The 15,173-nt window shown below is 37.8% G+C and carries 12 protein-coding genes and 1 tRNA gene; 1 reads left to right on the forward strand and 12 read right to left on the reverse strand.

Going from position 1 to position 15,173, the window contains the following annotated elements; all coding sequences use genetic code 11:
- Positions 1-43: 43 nt before the first annotated feature.
- The 4 genes from AC4PG8_RS10515 to AC4PG8_RS10530 all read right to left on the reverse strand — a co-directional run bounded on the left by AC4PG8_RS10515 (position 44) and on the right by AC4PG8_RS10530 (position 2,735).
- Positions 44-703: a cyclic nucleotide-binding domain-containing protein gene (locus AC4PG8_RS10515; protein WP_010990230.1), complete on the reverse strand. Its 660-nt coding sequence runs from the start codon at positions 701-703 to the stop codon at positions 44-46.
- A 388-nt stretch (positions 704-1,091) separates the two neighbouring features.
- Positions 1,092-1,448 (reverse strand): hypothetical protein, encoded by a 357-nt coding sequence (locus tag AC4PG8_RS10520; protein ID WP_492170340.1) that lies wholly within the window; start codon positions 1,446-1,448, stop codon positions 1,092-1,094.
- A 172-nt stretch (positions 1,449-1,620) separates the two neighbouring features.
- Positions 1,621-1,693: transfer RNA gene (locus AC4PG8_RS10525), tRNA-Lys, on the reverse strand.
- Between the two features lie 85 nt (positions 1,694-1,778).
- The gene (locus AC4PG8_RS10530; RefSeq protein ID WP_185540989.1) at positions 1,779-2,735 is read right to left on the reverse strand and encodes a 2-hydroxyacid dehydrogenase family protein; all 957 of its coding nucleotides are present in this window, start codon (positions 2,733-2,735) and stop codon (positions 1,779-1,781) included.
- Positions 2,736-2,866: 131 nt separating this feature from the next.
- Here AC4PG8_RS10530 and AC4PG8_RS10535 point away from each other — a divergent pair, with 131 nt between their 5' ends.
- Positions 2,867-3,505 carry a pentapeptide repeat-containing protein gene (locus tag AC4PG8_RS10535; RefSeq protein ID WP_033838317.1) on the forward strand — a complete coding sequence of 213 codons (639 nt, stop codon included), beginning with the start codon at positions 2,867-2,869 and terminating at the stop codon, positions 3,503-3,505.
- A 21-nt stretch (positions 3,506-3,526) separates the two neighbouring features.
- Here AC4PG8_RS10535 and AC4PG8_RS10540 read toward each other — a convergent pair whose 3' ends face one another.
- The 8 genes from AC4PG8_RS10540 to essA all read right to left on the reverse strand — a co-directional run bounded on the left by AC4PG8_RS10540 (position 3,527) and on the right by essA (position 15,166).
- On the reverse strand, positions 3,527-4,579 hold the full coding sequence (locus AC4PG8_RS10540) for a bifunctional transcriptional activator/DNA repair enzyme AdaA (protein WP_185540991.1): 1,053 nt from the start codon (positions 4,577-4,579) through the stop codon (positions 3,527-3,529).
- Positions 4,576-5,349, reverse strand: coding sequence for an isocitrate lyase/PEP mutase family protein (locus tag AC4PG8_RS10545; RefSeq protein WP_185540993.1), 774 nt, complete (start codon positions 5,347-5,349; stop codon positions 4,576-4,578). The genes AC4PG8_RS10540 and AC4PG8_RS10545 overlap by 4 nt, the downstream gene beginning before the upstream one ends.
- Before the next feature lie 412 nt (positions 5,350-5,761).
- The gene (locus AC4PG8_RS10550; RefSeq protein WP_185540995.1) at positions 5,762-7,750 is read right to left on the reverse strand and encodes an SA1320 family protein; all 1,989 of its coding nucleotides are present in this window, start codon (positions 7,748-7,750) and stop codon (positions 5,762-5,764) included.
- Positions 7,751-7,767: 17 nt separating this feature from the next.
- Positions 7,768-8,637: a DUF1672 family protein gene (locus tag AC4PG8_RS10555; protein WP_160464682.1), complete on the reverse strand. Its 870-nt coding sequence runs from the start codon at positions 8,635-8,637 to the stop codon at positions 7,768-7,770.
- A 25-nt stretch (positions 8,638-8,662) separates the two neighbouring features.
- Positions 8,663-13,153: a type VII secretion protein EssC gene (gene essC, locus AC4PG8_RS10560; protein WP_492170341.1), complete on the reverse strand. Its 4,491-nt coding sequence runs from the start codon at positions 13,151-13,153 to the stop codon at positions 8,663-8,665.
- Positions 13,154-13,166: 13 nt separating this feature from the next.
- The gene (essB, locus tag AC4PG8_RS10565) at positions 13,167-14,363 is read right to left on the reverse strand and encodes a type VII secretion protein EssB (RefSeq protein ID WP_492170342.1); all 1,197 of its coding nucleotides are present in this window, start codon (positions 14,361-14,363) and stop codon (positions 13,167-13,169) included.
- 21 nt (positions 14,364-14,384) lie between these two features.
- Positions 14,385-14,636 (reverse strand): EsaB/YukD family protein, encoded by a 252-nt coding sequence (locus AC4PG8_RS10570; protein WP_003759563.1) that lies wholly within the window; start codon positions 14,634-14,636, stop codon positions 14,385-14,387.
- Between the two features lie 17 nt (positions 14,637-14,653).
- Positions 14,654-15,166, reverse strand: coding sequence for a type VII secretion protein EssA (gene essA, locus AC4PG8_RS10575; protein ID WP_010990172.1), 513 nt, complete (start codon positions 15,164-15,166; stop codon positions 14,654-14,656).
- Positions 15,167-15,173: the final 7 nt, after the last annotated feature.

Raw genomic sequence — 15,173 nt, forward strand, 5'->3', positions numbered from 1 at the left:
CTTGTACCATTAGAAAACATTCATTTCTTGTTTTCTTTTTAAATTAATCCGCTACTTTTTGAACATCTCGTTCAAAGTATTCAAGTCTCATTTCGCGTCCTTTAAGTTTCCATGGAGAAGATTTAATATCCAGCATTCCTTTGTTGTGTAATTCATTTACGGTAGAAGATATCGTGGAAATGGAGCAGTTTGCTAATTTGGCCAGAATATTTATTTGAAGCCATTCTGGGAAAACTGGTAATGTGGTATTAGATAAGTTATTTTCTAATAAAAAATTGAGAGTAGAGACAACTTTATTTTTCGAGTTTTCAATACCAAGTAACGCTTGCCTCTTTAAATCTTGTTCATTTTTTTCTGCTATTTGTAAGAAGAAGTTTGATAAAATTTGATCTTCTTCCAACTTTCCAAATACACCTTCTGCACTTATTAAACAAATTTCAGAAGTTTCTAGAGCTTTTAATACCACTGGATTTCTAGTTGGGAAAATGAGATTCTTTTGAAAGAAGCAGCGAACGATTCCTTTTTTCTTTCCATCACTTTCTTCAATTAATGTTCCGCTTTTTACTAACAATACGTGTTCTCTATCTATCGTAATGCTTTCCCATGCTTTAATTTGCTTGCAGACATAAGAAAAATTATCAAGTAAATAAGCGTAAATAATCGCATCTCTTTTAATGTAATCATGGTATTCAATATACTTCATTTGTGTAATCATCCTTTCTGAAATTCCATCACAAACTTATTATCTTAGAAAACAAAATATTTTCGTACAGGCAATTACACCTAATTTACGAGAAAAGAGACTCTCTTAGACACTATTTCGTAACATTTGCCATTTGAACAAAATCTCAGAAAACTCCAAAATCATTGATAGAACTTAATTAACAAAAAGAACCAAAAAAAAACGATTTCCTTAAACAATATCAAAATAGCTAAAAAAGAAGCGATATTCGATAAAATTTCATCAAATAACGCTTCTTTTTTTATTAAAACCATCACTATTGTACTATTCCATTAGTTTATATTGTTATATTTTTATTAATAATTCCCATTTTTAAGCTTGACTTCAATCAAAATTTGCTAAAAAACTGCTATTTTTGCTCCATAGTTTCCGATGCAATGTAATATTCTCCGTTCTCTTTAAACAGAATTGTCCTTGGAATCTCATCCCCATTTTTCGCTTTATAAAGTTCTGTTCCTTCACTTAAATAATTAGAGGTGAAATTTTTATTTGGTATTCGGTAATGGCGAATTCTATGCTCTATCTCACCAATTTTCTCCAAAGCATCCTCTTTTTGTGCCGGCTCGTACGTCACTATATATAGAACGTCGTCAACTTTCATCATTTCTACAAGGTTGTCTCTATATAACAACCACTTTATTCCGAATACTACTGCACAGCAAATTACTACTACCAAAATTACGGTGAACCATTTCTTCATCTTCATGGATTAGCTCTCTTTCTATGATGTATTTATGTACTTATATAAGGATATAACAGGAAGACGAACTGTACAACTAAAATATGATGAACGGAATGTTTTTCGACATATACCAGCTACTTTAAAAGTTTGCAAACAAAAAACCGCCTAAACACATTGTTTAAACGGCTTTCCAATATGGGTTGTGAGGGTTTCGAACCCCCGACCCGCTGATTAAGAGTCAGCTGCTCTACCAACTGAGCTAACAACCCTCGTCGTATTCCGACAAAAAACATTATACCATAATTTGGTGTAAAAACACAGCCACAGCACCTTGCCATGACTGTATTTCTTAACTTAGTAAACGGAATGTAATGGTTGTTTTCCGGCTAAAACTGCTTCGACGTTCGAAATGGCCATTCGACCCATTTCTGTGCGGGTTTCTACGGTCGCATTACCGATGTGTGGTGTTAAAACGACATTTTCTAGTTTGCCTAGTTCAGCTCCAATTTTAGGTTCAAATTCAAATACATCAAGCGCAGCACCAGCAATAACACCTGTTTCGAGCGCATTAATTAATGCAGATTCTTCTACAACAGGACCGCGAGCCGCATTGATTAAAAAAGCACTCGACTTCATTGTATTTAGTGTTGTTTCATTCAACAAATGTTTCAAGCTCGGACTATATGCTGCGTGAATCGTCACAACATCGCTGCGCTTCAATAGTTCATCCTGACTTACAAACTCCGCATCCCACTGTTTCGCTGCATCTTTCGGGTGGTGCCCAGAGTAAATGATTTTCATTCCAAAAGCAGCCGCGCGTTTTGCAACAGCCTGACCGATTCTCCCTAAACCTATAATTCCCAGTGTCTTACCGCTTAATTCCGTGCCTAAAAAGAATGTCGGCGCCCACCCTTTAAATTGCTCAGGTGTTTCACGACATAAACGGTCACCTGCTGAAATTCTTCGCGCCACATCTAAAATCAATCCGAGAGTTAATTCCGCTGTCGCTTCCGTGGATACATCCGGTGTGTTAGTTACCGCGATGCCCAGCTCTTGCGCTTTTTTTACATCAATATTGTCAAAACCAGCGCCAATATTCGCTACGATTTTAAGATTTTTAGCAGATTCCAGTACTTTTGCTGTAATTGGTGAAGAAAGTGGGCAAATGATTGCTTCCACATCCATAACGTTTTTTATTAGCTCAGACTCCGTAATATTTTCTTTGCCTTTGTACGTTTTTACATCCCATTTATCTAGAGCTTCCATCGTTTCTGGTAGTAATTTTCCTGCTACAAATACGCTTGCTGTCATCTCTTTCACTCCTCAAGTGCCATTTTTACCCTTATTTCATTGTAATCCGTTTTTTATGAAAGGTAAACGATTTTACGCACCTTTTCCAAGCAAAATACGATATAATGGAAGCGGAAGCGAGGTTTGAAATCATGAAAAAAATTACTGCGCCGCGGATTCCTGATGGGGATTTGACGGTTTATCCGAATGATACATATTTTATTGAAGATATTGGAGAAGTTAGTGAGCAAATCTTTAGAAAAACGACGCTAACTGGGGAAATTTTCGAGCATTTTCATTTAGAAACAATTATTTTTGATGGTTGTGTTTTTGATTCGGTTTCTCTTGTAAGTGCGAATTTGACTGATGTTGTATTTAAAAATTGCGATTTGTCGAATTTAGATTTAATGGGCGCCGTTATTCATCGGGTACGTTTTGAAAATTGTAAATTAATTGGTGTGAATTTCAGTGATGCTACGCTTAGAAATTGCGTTTTTGTGGATTGTTATGCGGATTATGTTGCCTTTCGCTATGCTAACTTGAAATGGGTGGCATTTGAAGCGGGTGCGTATACGAATAGCGATTTTAGCGGGGCTCAACTGGTCGACACCTATTTGGAACGACTTGACTTGAATAAAGCTCAGTTTTTGAATTGTGCGCTAAATGGGATTGATCTTAGTTCTTGCATTTTTGAGTCTATTACTGCGATGCCGCAAGATTTGAAGGGCGTGAGCATTGATTTTTCTCATGCTCCTGCCTTGATGCCGTTGTTTGGAATACGGGTTAAATAATTGAAAAAAGATGGTTCCGCGTTACTTTGGAACCATCTTTTCATGTTTAATTAGCCATTCTTTTCGGGCAAGACCGCCGCCGTAACCTCCTAATGCTCCGTTAGTATTGATTACACGGTGGCACGGGACGATGATGGATAATTGGTTAGCCCCATTTGCTCTTGCCACGGCTCGACTCGCTGTTGGACGCCCTAGTTTTTCTGCCAACCTTTTGTACGAAATCGTTTCACCTACCGGAATTCGTCGCAGTTCCTTCCAGACATTTTGTTGAAAATCTGACCCTATATAGCGAATCGGTGTTTTAAAATCAATCAACTCTCCATTAAAATATCGCGCTAATTCGGCTTCTATTTGTTGAATTATTACTGTTTTTTCAGGTGTAATAGCCGCGTTTAAGCGCATTCGTAATTTTTTAATTTCTGTTTCCAATCCTTTTCGATCAACAAATTCCAGAAGCAATAGACTATCATCATCGGAAATTGCGAGCATTGATCCAAGTTTAGTTTCAAGCCAAGCGGAGTATAAAATGGTTATATCTTTTGATTTATGAGGAACATCTCCCATCGTTTTTGAAAAAGCATCTCGGAACCCATTTCCAGACTCATAACCACTATCAAGTTGCGCATTAATAATCGAATCCCCGCTCCGAATATGCTTAAAAGCAAGTCCAAGCCGCCGCGAACGCGCGTACTCAATAAAAGTCATCCCAAATTGCTTCTTAAACTGGCGCCGCGCCGTATTTGCACTAATGGATAATTCATCAAAATCTTTATCAGTCCATTTTTTCTCCGGATTTTTCTCAATTGCATCGACAAGTAACTTCACAGCTGGCGACAATTTCGTCGGATTGGAGAGCGGTTCACAACGCTTGCAAGGCCGGTAAGATGCAAGTAGCGCCTCCTTGGCTGTACTGAAAAACTCACAATTCTCTTTTAAAGGTTTCTTCGCCGGACACGTTGGGCGACAGAGTATTCCAGTAGTTTTTACTCCGACAAAGAATACTCCTTCATAATTCGAATTTTTCTCCACTAACATGTCGTAATATTTATCAATATCCCGCTGATTCGTTATCACAAGACTTTCCCTCCTTCGAAAATCCGCTCAACTTCCTGCTGAATCGCTAAATTAGCCTGAAAAAAACTAAACGGTCCATAACTGATTCTTTTCACACCGATTTTTTGTAAGTCCTCGTTTGAGAGCATCCCATCCATCCTCATGACATTGACCGGAAGTGGTGATTTCTCAACAAATGCGCGAATTAATTTTGGTGATAGCAGACCCGGAATAAAAATAGCATCTGCCCCAGCCTCCTTGTATGCCTTTGCCCTGTCAATCGCTTCTTCCACCAAGTCTATCGTCTCATCCCGCCCTTGGAAAAAGACATCTGTACGCGCATTGATAAAAATTTCCGTGCTCATTTTCGCTGCCGTTTCTTTGATTGTCTTGATTTTATCACATTGCATCTCAGTACTGCATAACCCCGGATTTGCAGCACCAATAAGCTGATCTTCCACGTTCACGCTACAAACATCAATCGCCAGCAACCGCTCCACATTCTGAGCCAGTTCCTCCAAATTTCTAGCATACCCAGTCTCTATATCCACCGTCAGCGGCAAACTCACATTCTCGGCAATGCGCGAAATAACTGAAAACATCTCGTCAAAAGTTAAATGCTCCCCGTCCACTACGCCGAGTGACTCTGCAATTGCATAACTGCTTGTCGCTATTACTGATGCTCCTCCTTGTTGAATTGCTCTGGCGGAAGCGACGTCCCAGCAGTTGTAGAGGATTAGTGGGGCGGGGAGTTCGTGTAGGGATTTTAGTTTTTTAAAGTTTTTTGTCATTGGTTTCAACTCCATTTGTTAGGATGGAGTTAGTATAGCAGGTGGGGAGATTGGGGGTACCAGGAAAATTAACATAGATGTTTTTTGGTAGATGTATGTAGAACTGTAAACTCTTGCATACGCTAAGTAGCCTAAGATTCTTTCCCCTCATCTTAGACTACTTGTTCCCGCACATAGTTAGTTTCTGTTCTCTCTTTGAAATTCGTCGAAAAAATTCTATTTCATTTTTTCGGTTAACTTTCGATTTCTTCTCTTTTTCGCTCTTTATATTTGCCAGCCCCACTATCCCTTTAACTTCTGATATAAAACGCTTAAACACACAATTCCCGCGACTATACCGTCCATGTCCCTTGTGAATTTAGCATGAAAATATTTCCCCAATAAAATTTTTACCAATTTAATTTCTCAACTACTAAACATTAATACTCCCACGCTTTATTTGCTCTAATAAAATTTTCATGTTTTTACTAGTTTTTACAGCTAACTTATCTAATGCAGAAATAGCTGCTGAATCGTTTCCACTTAATTGATGCTTAATATCCCCAAAAATCATTTCCGCACTGCGGAAGATATTTGCTGCTGCTTTATTTAACAAAATAACATCCCGGAATTTTGTGCCATCAAATAATGCCGTGTCAATATAAGGACGATAGGCAGCTAACACATTTGGTAAATTTGATTGCAAATCTTTTACTGCGCTTCCTACACCTTTTACTGTCAATAAGATTTCTTGGAGTTTTCTAATATATTCGCTTATTTGCTCTCTTACTTGATTGTCTACATCTGTAAAGGGGATTTTCACCATTGAAAAGCCCGATTGAAGATTTTTCAAGTGCTGTATAGCTGATCTAATGGCTTGTTTTAATTGATTGACAATACTATAAACCCCACTTAATGCTGGTATTAATAAGCTAGTTGTTTTATTAGTGAATGCTTTATAGTTTCTATCTAATAAGCGCTGTTTCTTCCCCATCCCGTCTTTCAAGGCCTTTGATTCTTTTAAACCATACGCTTGAGTCGCTGGCGGCGCTCCAACACTTTGTACTTTTTGCGTTGCGCTTAAAAGTTTATCTGCTTTTTCAAGTTCATTCGATACATACGTGACTTGAGAGCTAAAAGTTAATACTTGTTTAACGACCAAATCTTTATTTTCGTCCACTATTTTGTAATGTTCTTTTAGTTCTGCCACCATTCCATCGCTCAAGTACTGATTATCAATTCCTTTAAACAGTTCCGGTATAGCCTGCATTTTGACTTTCGATACTTGATCCATTGTATCCTCTATCTTTAAAGCAAGGTCTCCAACAAGAATCGGAATATCACTCAAAAAACCTCCAACACTTAAGAAAGTACCTGAAACCACATCTAGCAACTCTCCTAATATTGGTAAAGTCCTCACTCTCTGCATCACATCTAATGCCGCAAAACATACTGGATTAGCTTCTTCCATTCCATCTCGAAACTCAGCATAATTAGCAAACGAAGTAATAATTCCTCCAAATTCTCCTTCCCCCAACAAGTTTTCAAATGATTTCTGTAAAGAAACCGTTCTATCATCCAAATGACTTCCCTCATTATTCACTAAGTCAACAGCTGTATCTAAATAAAACTGCCCTGCATTTACTTGCTCTGTCATTCGCGTCCGTAAACTATTGGCTAAAATTCGAATATTGTCCGGATTCATATCGATTTTCTGCCCTTTTCCTCCACCCGTCAAAACCTTTCCACTCCAAATACCGACTGGAAGATAAGCATCCGCATCAATGGGAATTTTTTTACCATTAACAGTGACACCTGCATCATCATAACCCGTATGATTAGAAAGAATGGTTTGCAGCCAAGGGACATTATTTTGAAGAATGTGTGATTCTCCTGGTAGCCGATCTCCATATCCTGCCCCACGTTCCCCTAAGGTTAGTGGATCATATTCACTTAAATAGTTAGTAATTCTCGAATTATTTTTGTCGTACGTTCCTTTTGGTAGGATAGCTGGATTGTATGTGACACTCCTTATGCCATCATTTTTAGAAGCTACATAATTAGATAAACCACCGCCTAGAGAGTTTCCTGCGACATTTTTAATATTATATTTTTGACTTTCTTTTTTGTATGCTGCGTCAGCTTCTCTTAATTGAGTGTTGGGAATAGACCCAGGGAGTGTTCCATCTGTTAGGAAATCTTGGGTGCCTTGCGTGCCTTCGAAGACCATGTTGATTTCGCCTGTGGCTAGGTTTTCTACGACCATGTAGTCGAGACCAGAAGATTTGTTGTATTCACCTTCTATAACTTTATACACCGTCTCATTAACATATAGTTTTCGATTTTTTTTGGGGTGTGTATATACCCATTTCCCACTTAATTCAATTAAATCAGTATCTGGTGTTTTTAAATTTGTTGTCATCTATGATTAACTCCTTCTCATTTAACTGATATTTCTGCCTCTATATTCTCTCCATCTGGCAACCCTACTCTGTTTACTATAAAATTCTTATATATTACGAAAGGATAGTTACCTTTGGGTAATCCTAATTCTCGTTCGAAATCTTTAGCTAAATTATCCACCACGTCTTGTTTAGGTAGCTTGTCCTCTTCTGAAAAGAAATTCATTGCAATGGTTATATTTTCACTGGTCGAATCATCTTTTTTGAATAAAGCTCGTAATTCTTCTACTGAAATTTGAGGATTTTCTAAATACGCATTATATACACTTAAAAACTCACGATATGCTAGTGTAATAAAATAGTACTTTCCTTGATTCCCATAGGGAGATGCTTTAACTAAAGCCTCATCAGTCATTCCAAGTAGATTATATTTTTGTGCTGCTTCTTCTGCAAAGTCATTTAAATGTCTAAATTCTGTCTCATACGCCTTTGCATATAAGCCTCCTATAACAGCCTGCTCAATTTCGCCTTCCTCTTCTTTAGGAAATCCTACCTCGTCCTTGTTTAAAATAAAGCCCACCGTAACAGATGTCGTAAATTGAATTGGTTTCTTGCATTCCACAATAACAACTGCTGCATTGCGAGCTGGTACCACATTAGTTACTTTTACATTTGTTTTGTATTTTGTTTTCATGTAATCAATAGCTACTTGTTTAATCTCTTCCTCATGCTTCTTCACTCTTTCTGCCGATTTATCCCCATCTACAAATGAATATCCCTGTCCTACATAATCCTGCACGGGCGTAGTGCCTTCTTGCGCTTTCTCTTGCTCTGTTTTCTCATTCATATTGAAACATCCTCCTAATAATAATAAACTTGCCAATAAACCGATGATTTTTCTCTTCATTTGTTCTCCTATCTGCTTCGGTATTTTATCCTTTTGGTATCTTAAGTTTTTCTGCATTTCCTTCTATTAGTAAATACAGTTCTTGAGGAGCTAGTGGTTTTTCTTGTACAATTCTGATTGTTGGGCTGTAAATTGCTTGGTCTGCAAATCGAGCGCCTAGTAAAACTTGTTTGGAATTGCGAATAGTATCTCCAATTGGGCTGTACTCTTTCGCCATACTTCCCAAGTCATTTCCTATAATGAATTGTACTCCCATTTTACCATCTGATTTTAACATCTCTAGTAATTGTTTTTGCGCGTTTGATGATAGTTGGTTGTATAGCTGAACAGTTGAATAGATAACAACGACTACAGGTGGCATATTTTTGAAGTATTCTTCTTTTGTTATTGTATTGTTTGATTGTAATTCTTCTAAATATGCTTGTTCTGCCGTTTTAAACGCTCCGTAGAGAAGATCAATTTTACCCTCTATTCGTTCACTATTTGTAATGTAAGTTAGTGGCAGCTCTTTTAATTTCATTAATTCCATTGAAGGAATATCAAAGACAACTAACTCTCTTAATTCTTTTTTGACAAGTAGATGACTACTGTTTGTGATAATTTGCTGAACTAATTCTATGGTTGGCATGATGATAGCTAGATTGTGCTGTTCTAATGATATTTCTACAGGGCTAGCATACTCATACTCTAAACCAATTGGTAGTATTGATTTCATTTCAAGCATTTTCTTGGTTTGCATATGATCGGTAAAGTGAGTAAAACTTAATGTTTCTGGAACCATTGGTATACATTGCGGTTTTTTGCCTGCCCAAATTTCAGCCATTTTCTCTGCTTCATCTTGATTGTTCTTGATTATTTCGATTGCTTCGGCTCCATTATTTGGGAGCGCCATTTGGAACAATGTTGGTTCTTCTACCTTAATTAAACCTCGACCTGGTAATTCTTCAATGGTGTAGTCACTTCTACCTACAATACCGCTTACTTCATTTTTCTCATTCAGGTGTAAAGCTATTTGCGTTTTAATGTTAGACAGTAGCTGTAGACGCATAGCATTTTGGTTATTAGCTGTAATCATTAAATGAATGCCTAAGCTAGCCCCTTCCCTTGCTATCTGAACGATTGTTGGTTCAAGGTTTGCTACAAAATCATCCACTTCTCTAATTGCATCATAGTTATCAATTGCTAGTAGAATAATTGGCTTTTTATCGCCACTTATTTCTTCATACATTTTCAAACTGGCTACGCTAAATTTACTTAGTAATTGTTTTCTCTCTTTAATTTCTCGACTAAGAAGCCTTACTAATTTTAACGTTTTCTCTGATTCATCAATGGAAAATGTATCTGCAACATGTGGTAAACCTTTAAGTGAAAGTAAACCATTTGTGCCAAAATCTAATAGGTATGCATGGAAAAATTCTGGTGTATTTTTTCTTGCTAAATCAAATATAGCTGTTTGCATGAACGTTGATTTTCCAAAACCAGGACTAGAAAATACTGCCATATGTCCATTTTTTTCTAAATTCCAATGCAGAACGTTTTGTGCTTGTAACTGCGGTTGGTCCAGTACTCCTAATGTTAGTTCTAAATCCTTTTCATCTTTTCGCCAGTTTGCTTCAAAATCAACAGTACTGATGCTTTCTAACGAGATACGTTCCTCCAGAGGCGGCAACCAAGGTCTCGGCAACGCCTCAATCCCAGAAGCCTCCGTATACGCATGAATATGATCAATAACCGCATCAAGTTCACTCGGCAGTTTCGTCAAATCATCCTTCTTATCTAATCCGCTCAAATCCTCTGTCAAAATATCATACTGACCCAAGTCATTAATTGCATAAATCGTCGTATCAATATAATCCGTGCTTTCCTTATCTGGCACATAATCCGCGCCACTCCAAGCACTCTGGAACAATTCGTAAATTTCGTTATTACCAACTTGCAAGTATGAACGACCTGGTAGTGTAATTTCTGCTGCGTCTGGTGTTTTCAAAATTTCGTTTGAATCGCTGGCGTTTTGTACTTTTAGGGCCAGTTTGAATTTGGAGTTGGACCAGATTTGGTCATCCACGACGCCGCTTGGTTTTTGGGTTGCTAGGATTAAATGGATTCCGAGTGAACGCCCAATACGTGCTGTCGAAACGAGTTCTTTCATGAATTCTGGTTGTTCTGATTTTAACTCGGCGAACTCATCTGAAATAAGGAATAAATGCGGCATTGGTTCGGTCGCTTTTCCTTGTTTGTATAGTTTTTGGTATTGGTTGATGTGGTTAACATCGTGCTCGCCAAATAACCGTTGCCTTTTTTGCAATTCGGCTTTGATGGAAGCTAGTGCACGCATGGATTGCGCGCCGTCCAAGTTTGTAATTGTTCCAAGTAAATGGGGCATGTTTTTAAATAAGTTCGCCATTCCGCCGCCTTTATAGTCAATTAGCAAGAATGCGACTTCATATGGGTGGAAATTGACGCCCAGTGAGATAATGTAAGACTGAATGATTTCTGATTTACCAGAACCAGTTGTTCCGGCTACCAAACCATGCGGCCCGTGTGCTTTTTCATGTAAATTCAGTTGAACAATGTCGTCTTTCCCGCGCAAGCCTAGTGGTACAGCAAGGCTCTTATACGTTTCATTTTTCGCCCAGCGTCCTGCAATGTTTAGCTCCTCGACACGCTCCACACCGTACATTTCAAGGAAAGTGACGGATTCTGGAATAGAGTTTTTCAAGTTTTGTAGATGGTTCAGTGGTGCAAGAGCACGGCTGATTACTTCTTTGTCAAAATCTGCTGGCAAATGGTCAGGCACGAATGCTCGGTTTACCAGATCGCCTTGTTCCAAAATAATGTTCCCGCTCTTCGCATCACGAATATCCACGACCGTCTTCACGTGTTCTGGCAAGCTCTCCATCACATCCTGCACGAATACTAAAGAAACACCTAGTTCGCTTGGATCTTCATTAAAGAATTCCATCACTGTGTGGTCGAGTACTAATTTTTCATCGGTAATCAAAACTACATAATGTGGCGTGAAATATAATTTTTCCTGCTTACTCGCTTGTTCAGTAAGCGCTTGTTTACGTTCTTTTAAAATTTGATAAAGCGAGTTCAGCACTTGGTCGCGCGAACGTTCATGGTAAACAAAACCACGCACATTCACATCACGCATATTCGCATGCGGTAACCAGCGCATCCAGTCCCAATCCGCCTTCTCTTCTTCTGGGAAAATGGTAATAAATTGTAAATCATAATAACTATGGAAAAGGGATGTTTGCATTACCAACATTTGAAGTTGCTCTAACACTAAACGGCGCGGTCCAATGTAACCCACTGGTCCGTGCATTAAATCTGTCGCAACTGGCACTTCATTAATAGATAAATATTGTCCTTTGATTTTCACAGCTTCATCAATAAGTTCATCTTTGTCCTGACTAAATTCTTCTTGTTGAAATTCGACGGAAAAACTACTTGCTTCGGCGCCACGTCCAACTCGGAAAGTCAAGAAATCATGGTGGAACATTGTTTTTTCATAAATACGTGAATCCATGCGTAACGCCATTTTTTCCAGTTCAGTTACATCCGGATAATGGTAAGTTAAGGCATGGCGTTGCTTTTCGCTTGTTTCGTGTAATTCTTTTGTTTTTCGTTTTAAATATAGATCATAGCTCTCGATTCTTTGTTTTGAATCAATTTTGTATTTTTTGCGTGATTTTACGTAATTAATAATCGCCATCGTTATCGTTACGGCCGACATCGCGATGGTCATAATAATATACAGCCCGCGAGGTTGGAAAATAGAAATCATCACAGTAATCGCAACCATGATAAGCGGCGGTAAAATTATCTTAATTAAGCCATCTGTTGGTTTGGAGGGCTTACTAGAAGGTTTCGCCATGCTGATTTTTTCTTCTGGAGCACGGTAAATAATCCGCGGGGAACGGTGATAATCTGGATAGTCTTCACCAAACGAATTGTCCGCAGCGAATAAAGGCGCTAATTTGCTCGTCACGCGATTTTTCACAGCAAGCACACTAATATCTTCTTTTCCGATTGTAATCGTCACACCGTCCGTATAGAGCTGATCACCCGGTTCTAGAACGCAGTCTTCTGTTACTAAAGAAAAATTATGATAAATTTCGCCATTTAAAACTTGTAATTTAAACAGTTTCTCCTTCGCATCACGCAAAAGTAAAAAGTCTGATTTTGTGCCATCAATCGTAACATCATTCTCCGTTCCCGCGCCAAATGCTACAGAAATGTTCATGACGACATCATACACTTGCGTATCCAAATCTTGGCAAAGATAAAACGCTAGATTGTCCACTTTCACGGATTGGTTCACTTGAAGCGCTGTTGTACCGACATTCCACGAGTTTTCGTCATATTTAACTTCCATTGATTCAACTAGTTCTGGATAAGTAATTTCGTGTTCGATTGTATTACCAATTGTCACGACTTTTTCAGGGGACAAATGGTGTTTATGACATTGCTGCCCGTTACTAACAATTAATAAAGCCTCTCTATTCATGGTTCAGTCTCCCTTATTTTGCTTCTGTATTTGTTGATGCATCTGTTTCTTTCGTTTTTGCATTTACTTTTTCATCATATTCTTTTAAATTTTCTTCTAGCGTTTTTAGTCTTTCTACTTTTTCATCGCCGCTAAGTTTTGTATCACTTTGTACTTGTTCAATTTGTTTCGTTAAGCTGTACATTGCAAGTGTTGGGTCATCTAAAAGTTTCGCAATATCTAGTGACTTACCAAATTCACCGCGACCATTATAAATCCAGTAAAGTAAATTTTTCTGATCTGATTTCAAACTGATGGTATTCATAATGTTTTCTTTCTTTTTATCACTCATTTTTTCGCCGTTAACGTAGGAATAAGCAAGTTCGTACTGCACTGATTGCGGCATTTTTTCAGGATCCACATTCTCAAGCCCCGTAATTACTTTGTCGTAGTCTGTTTTAAGAAAATTTTCGTTCGCTGTGAGTAAATCGTTTTGAAGAGGCACTTTGATGAACGCGAAATAGCTCACTGGAATGGCAAGTAAAATCGCTACAATAATAAAACCAACCGCAAGTCCGCGAAAAGTTCCGTATTTTTTCTTTGGAACAATTGCCATATTCTTTTTCACAGTTTTATTTTCTTTCACATAAGCTTCTTCTAAAATATCAGCAATATCTTGAATCGTTTTTGCATCTAAAATACTTTTTTCAAACTGAGTTCCTCTAGCACCCGAAAGCGAGCCATTATATAAATTTTCAAAAGAAAACTTCTTGGAAAACAGCGCAATCGCAAAACACTGATATTGCTTAAAGAACATTTCTTCGGTCAATTCATATGGTGGTAAAATATTCTTAATCCCGCGGTGAACAACACTCGGGACTAAATTTATATCAAAAATCAAATTATCGGGATGTAAGAAAAAAGTATAGCGTGTATTCAGTAATTCACTTAAATCCGCAATATTCCGCAACGCTCGTAGCTTGTCCTCACGTTCCATTTTGCGAACTTGCTCAAAGCCATATGTATGTTGAGCAATCTCATAAGAAATCGTATAGGAATCGCTATCGCTCGTAATTTTTGCCGGAACAAAATGAGCAGCTGGTTTTTCTAATAATTCTAGTTGCGCTAGTTCTTTTGCATGTGTTTTTGATTTAGGAAACGTTACACTCCACGCTAAATCCTCATAAGTAAAATCGTAAGCTGTTCCGTCCATTTCTGTTGTCTTATTCATCGTTTTCATTCTCCTTTTTTTCTATAAAATTTCTAAAATGTCGCCATCAGCAATTTGAAAATTAGTTAATTTATCATCATCGCTTAGTAAAATAGCTTTATTCGTCGTTTTTATCGTACATTTGGATAAATCTTTATATTCTATTTTGAGTGTTTCTGCCAAATTAATAATTAATGCTTTAATTGGTTGATGGACTGGGATGCGTAAATCATACTTATCCGCACCCCAATTAGTGAAATCAACCGTCACATTCATATGTGTATTTTTAGCCATTTCGTTTTCCCCGCTTTCTATTCAAATACATTACGCGCCGCCACATAAATTCCGCCAGCTAAAGCCAAAAGTGTTCCAGCAATTGCTCCACCAACTGTTTTTTGCTTTGTCTTTTTAGTTTCATCTTCTGTGATTGTTTCCGTAACCGTCGTTTCATTTGTTGCAGCCTTCGTTTCATATTCTTCAGCAAATAATTTTTCTTTTGTCTTTTTAACCGTTTCACCAGCAGTTGGCTCTTCTTCAAACAACGACTCTTTAATCCGGTCATACTCAGCTTTTTCTGTTGCTTTTTGTTTCGCTATCTTTTCATCCATTTCATCTGTAAAAAGTGGAATACCTTGTTTATCAAGCTCTGTTTCTTCCATGTCTTCCAGTTCTTTGGTCTTTTCTTCATTTGTCTTTTGAAGACGATCTGTTTTAATGTCCATTTTTCCACTATTTTCAAGATAACTATCCGAATCCGCAGCGAGGACACTAGGAGAAAAAGCGAAACAAATCAATACAATAAATACTGCAATATTAAATTTCATCTGAATC

This window comes from Listeria sp. MAN/IMW/UF555 (assembly GCF_058684075.1).

Bases quoted from the DNA above. Each gene is read 5' to 3' on its own strand.
- AC4PG8_RS10515 (WP_010990230.1), bottom strand. From the start codon at position 703: ATGAAGTATATTGAATACCATGATTACATTAAAAGAGATGCGATTATT.
- AC4PG8_RS10520 (WP_492170340.1), bottom strand. From the start codon at position 1,448: ATGAAGATGAAGAAATGGTTCACCGTAATTTTGGTAGTAGTAATTTGC.
- AC4PG8_RS10530 (WP_185540989.1), bottom strand. From the start codon at position 2,735: ATGACAGCAAGCGTATTTGTAGCAGGAAAATTACTACCAGAAACGATG.
- AC4PG8_RS10535 (WP_033838317.1), top strand. From the start codon at position 2,867: ATGAAAAAAATTACTGCGCCGCGGATTCCTGATGGGGATTTGACGGTT.
- AC4PG8_RS10545 (WP_185540993.1), bottom strand. From the start codon at position 5,349: ATGACAAAAAACTTTAAAAAACTAAAATCCCTACACGAACTCCCCGCC.
- AC4PG8_RS10550 (WP_185540995.1), bottom strand. From the start codon at position 7,750: ATGACAACAAATTTAAAAACACCAGATACTGATTTAATTGAATTAAGT.
- AC4PG8_RS10555 (WP_160464682.1), bottom strand. From the start codon at position 8,637: ATGAAGAGAAAAATCATCGGTTTATTGGCAAGTTTATTATTATTAGGA.
- essC (WP_492170341.1), bottom strand. From the start codon at position 13,153: ATGAATAGAGAGGCTTTATTAATTGTTAGTAACGGGCAGCAATGTCAT.
- essB (WP_492170342.1), bottom strand. From the start codon at position 14,363: ATGAATAAGACAACAGAAATGGACGGAACAGCTTACGATTTTACTTAT.
- AC4PG8_RS10570 (WP_003759563.1), bottom strand. From the start codon at position 14,636: ATGGCTAAAAATACACATATGAATGTGACGGTTGATTTCACTAATTGG.
- essA (WP_010990172.1), bottom strand. From the start codon at position 15,166: ATGAAATTTAATATTGCAGTATTTATTGTATTGATTTGTTTCGCTTTT.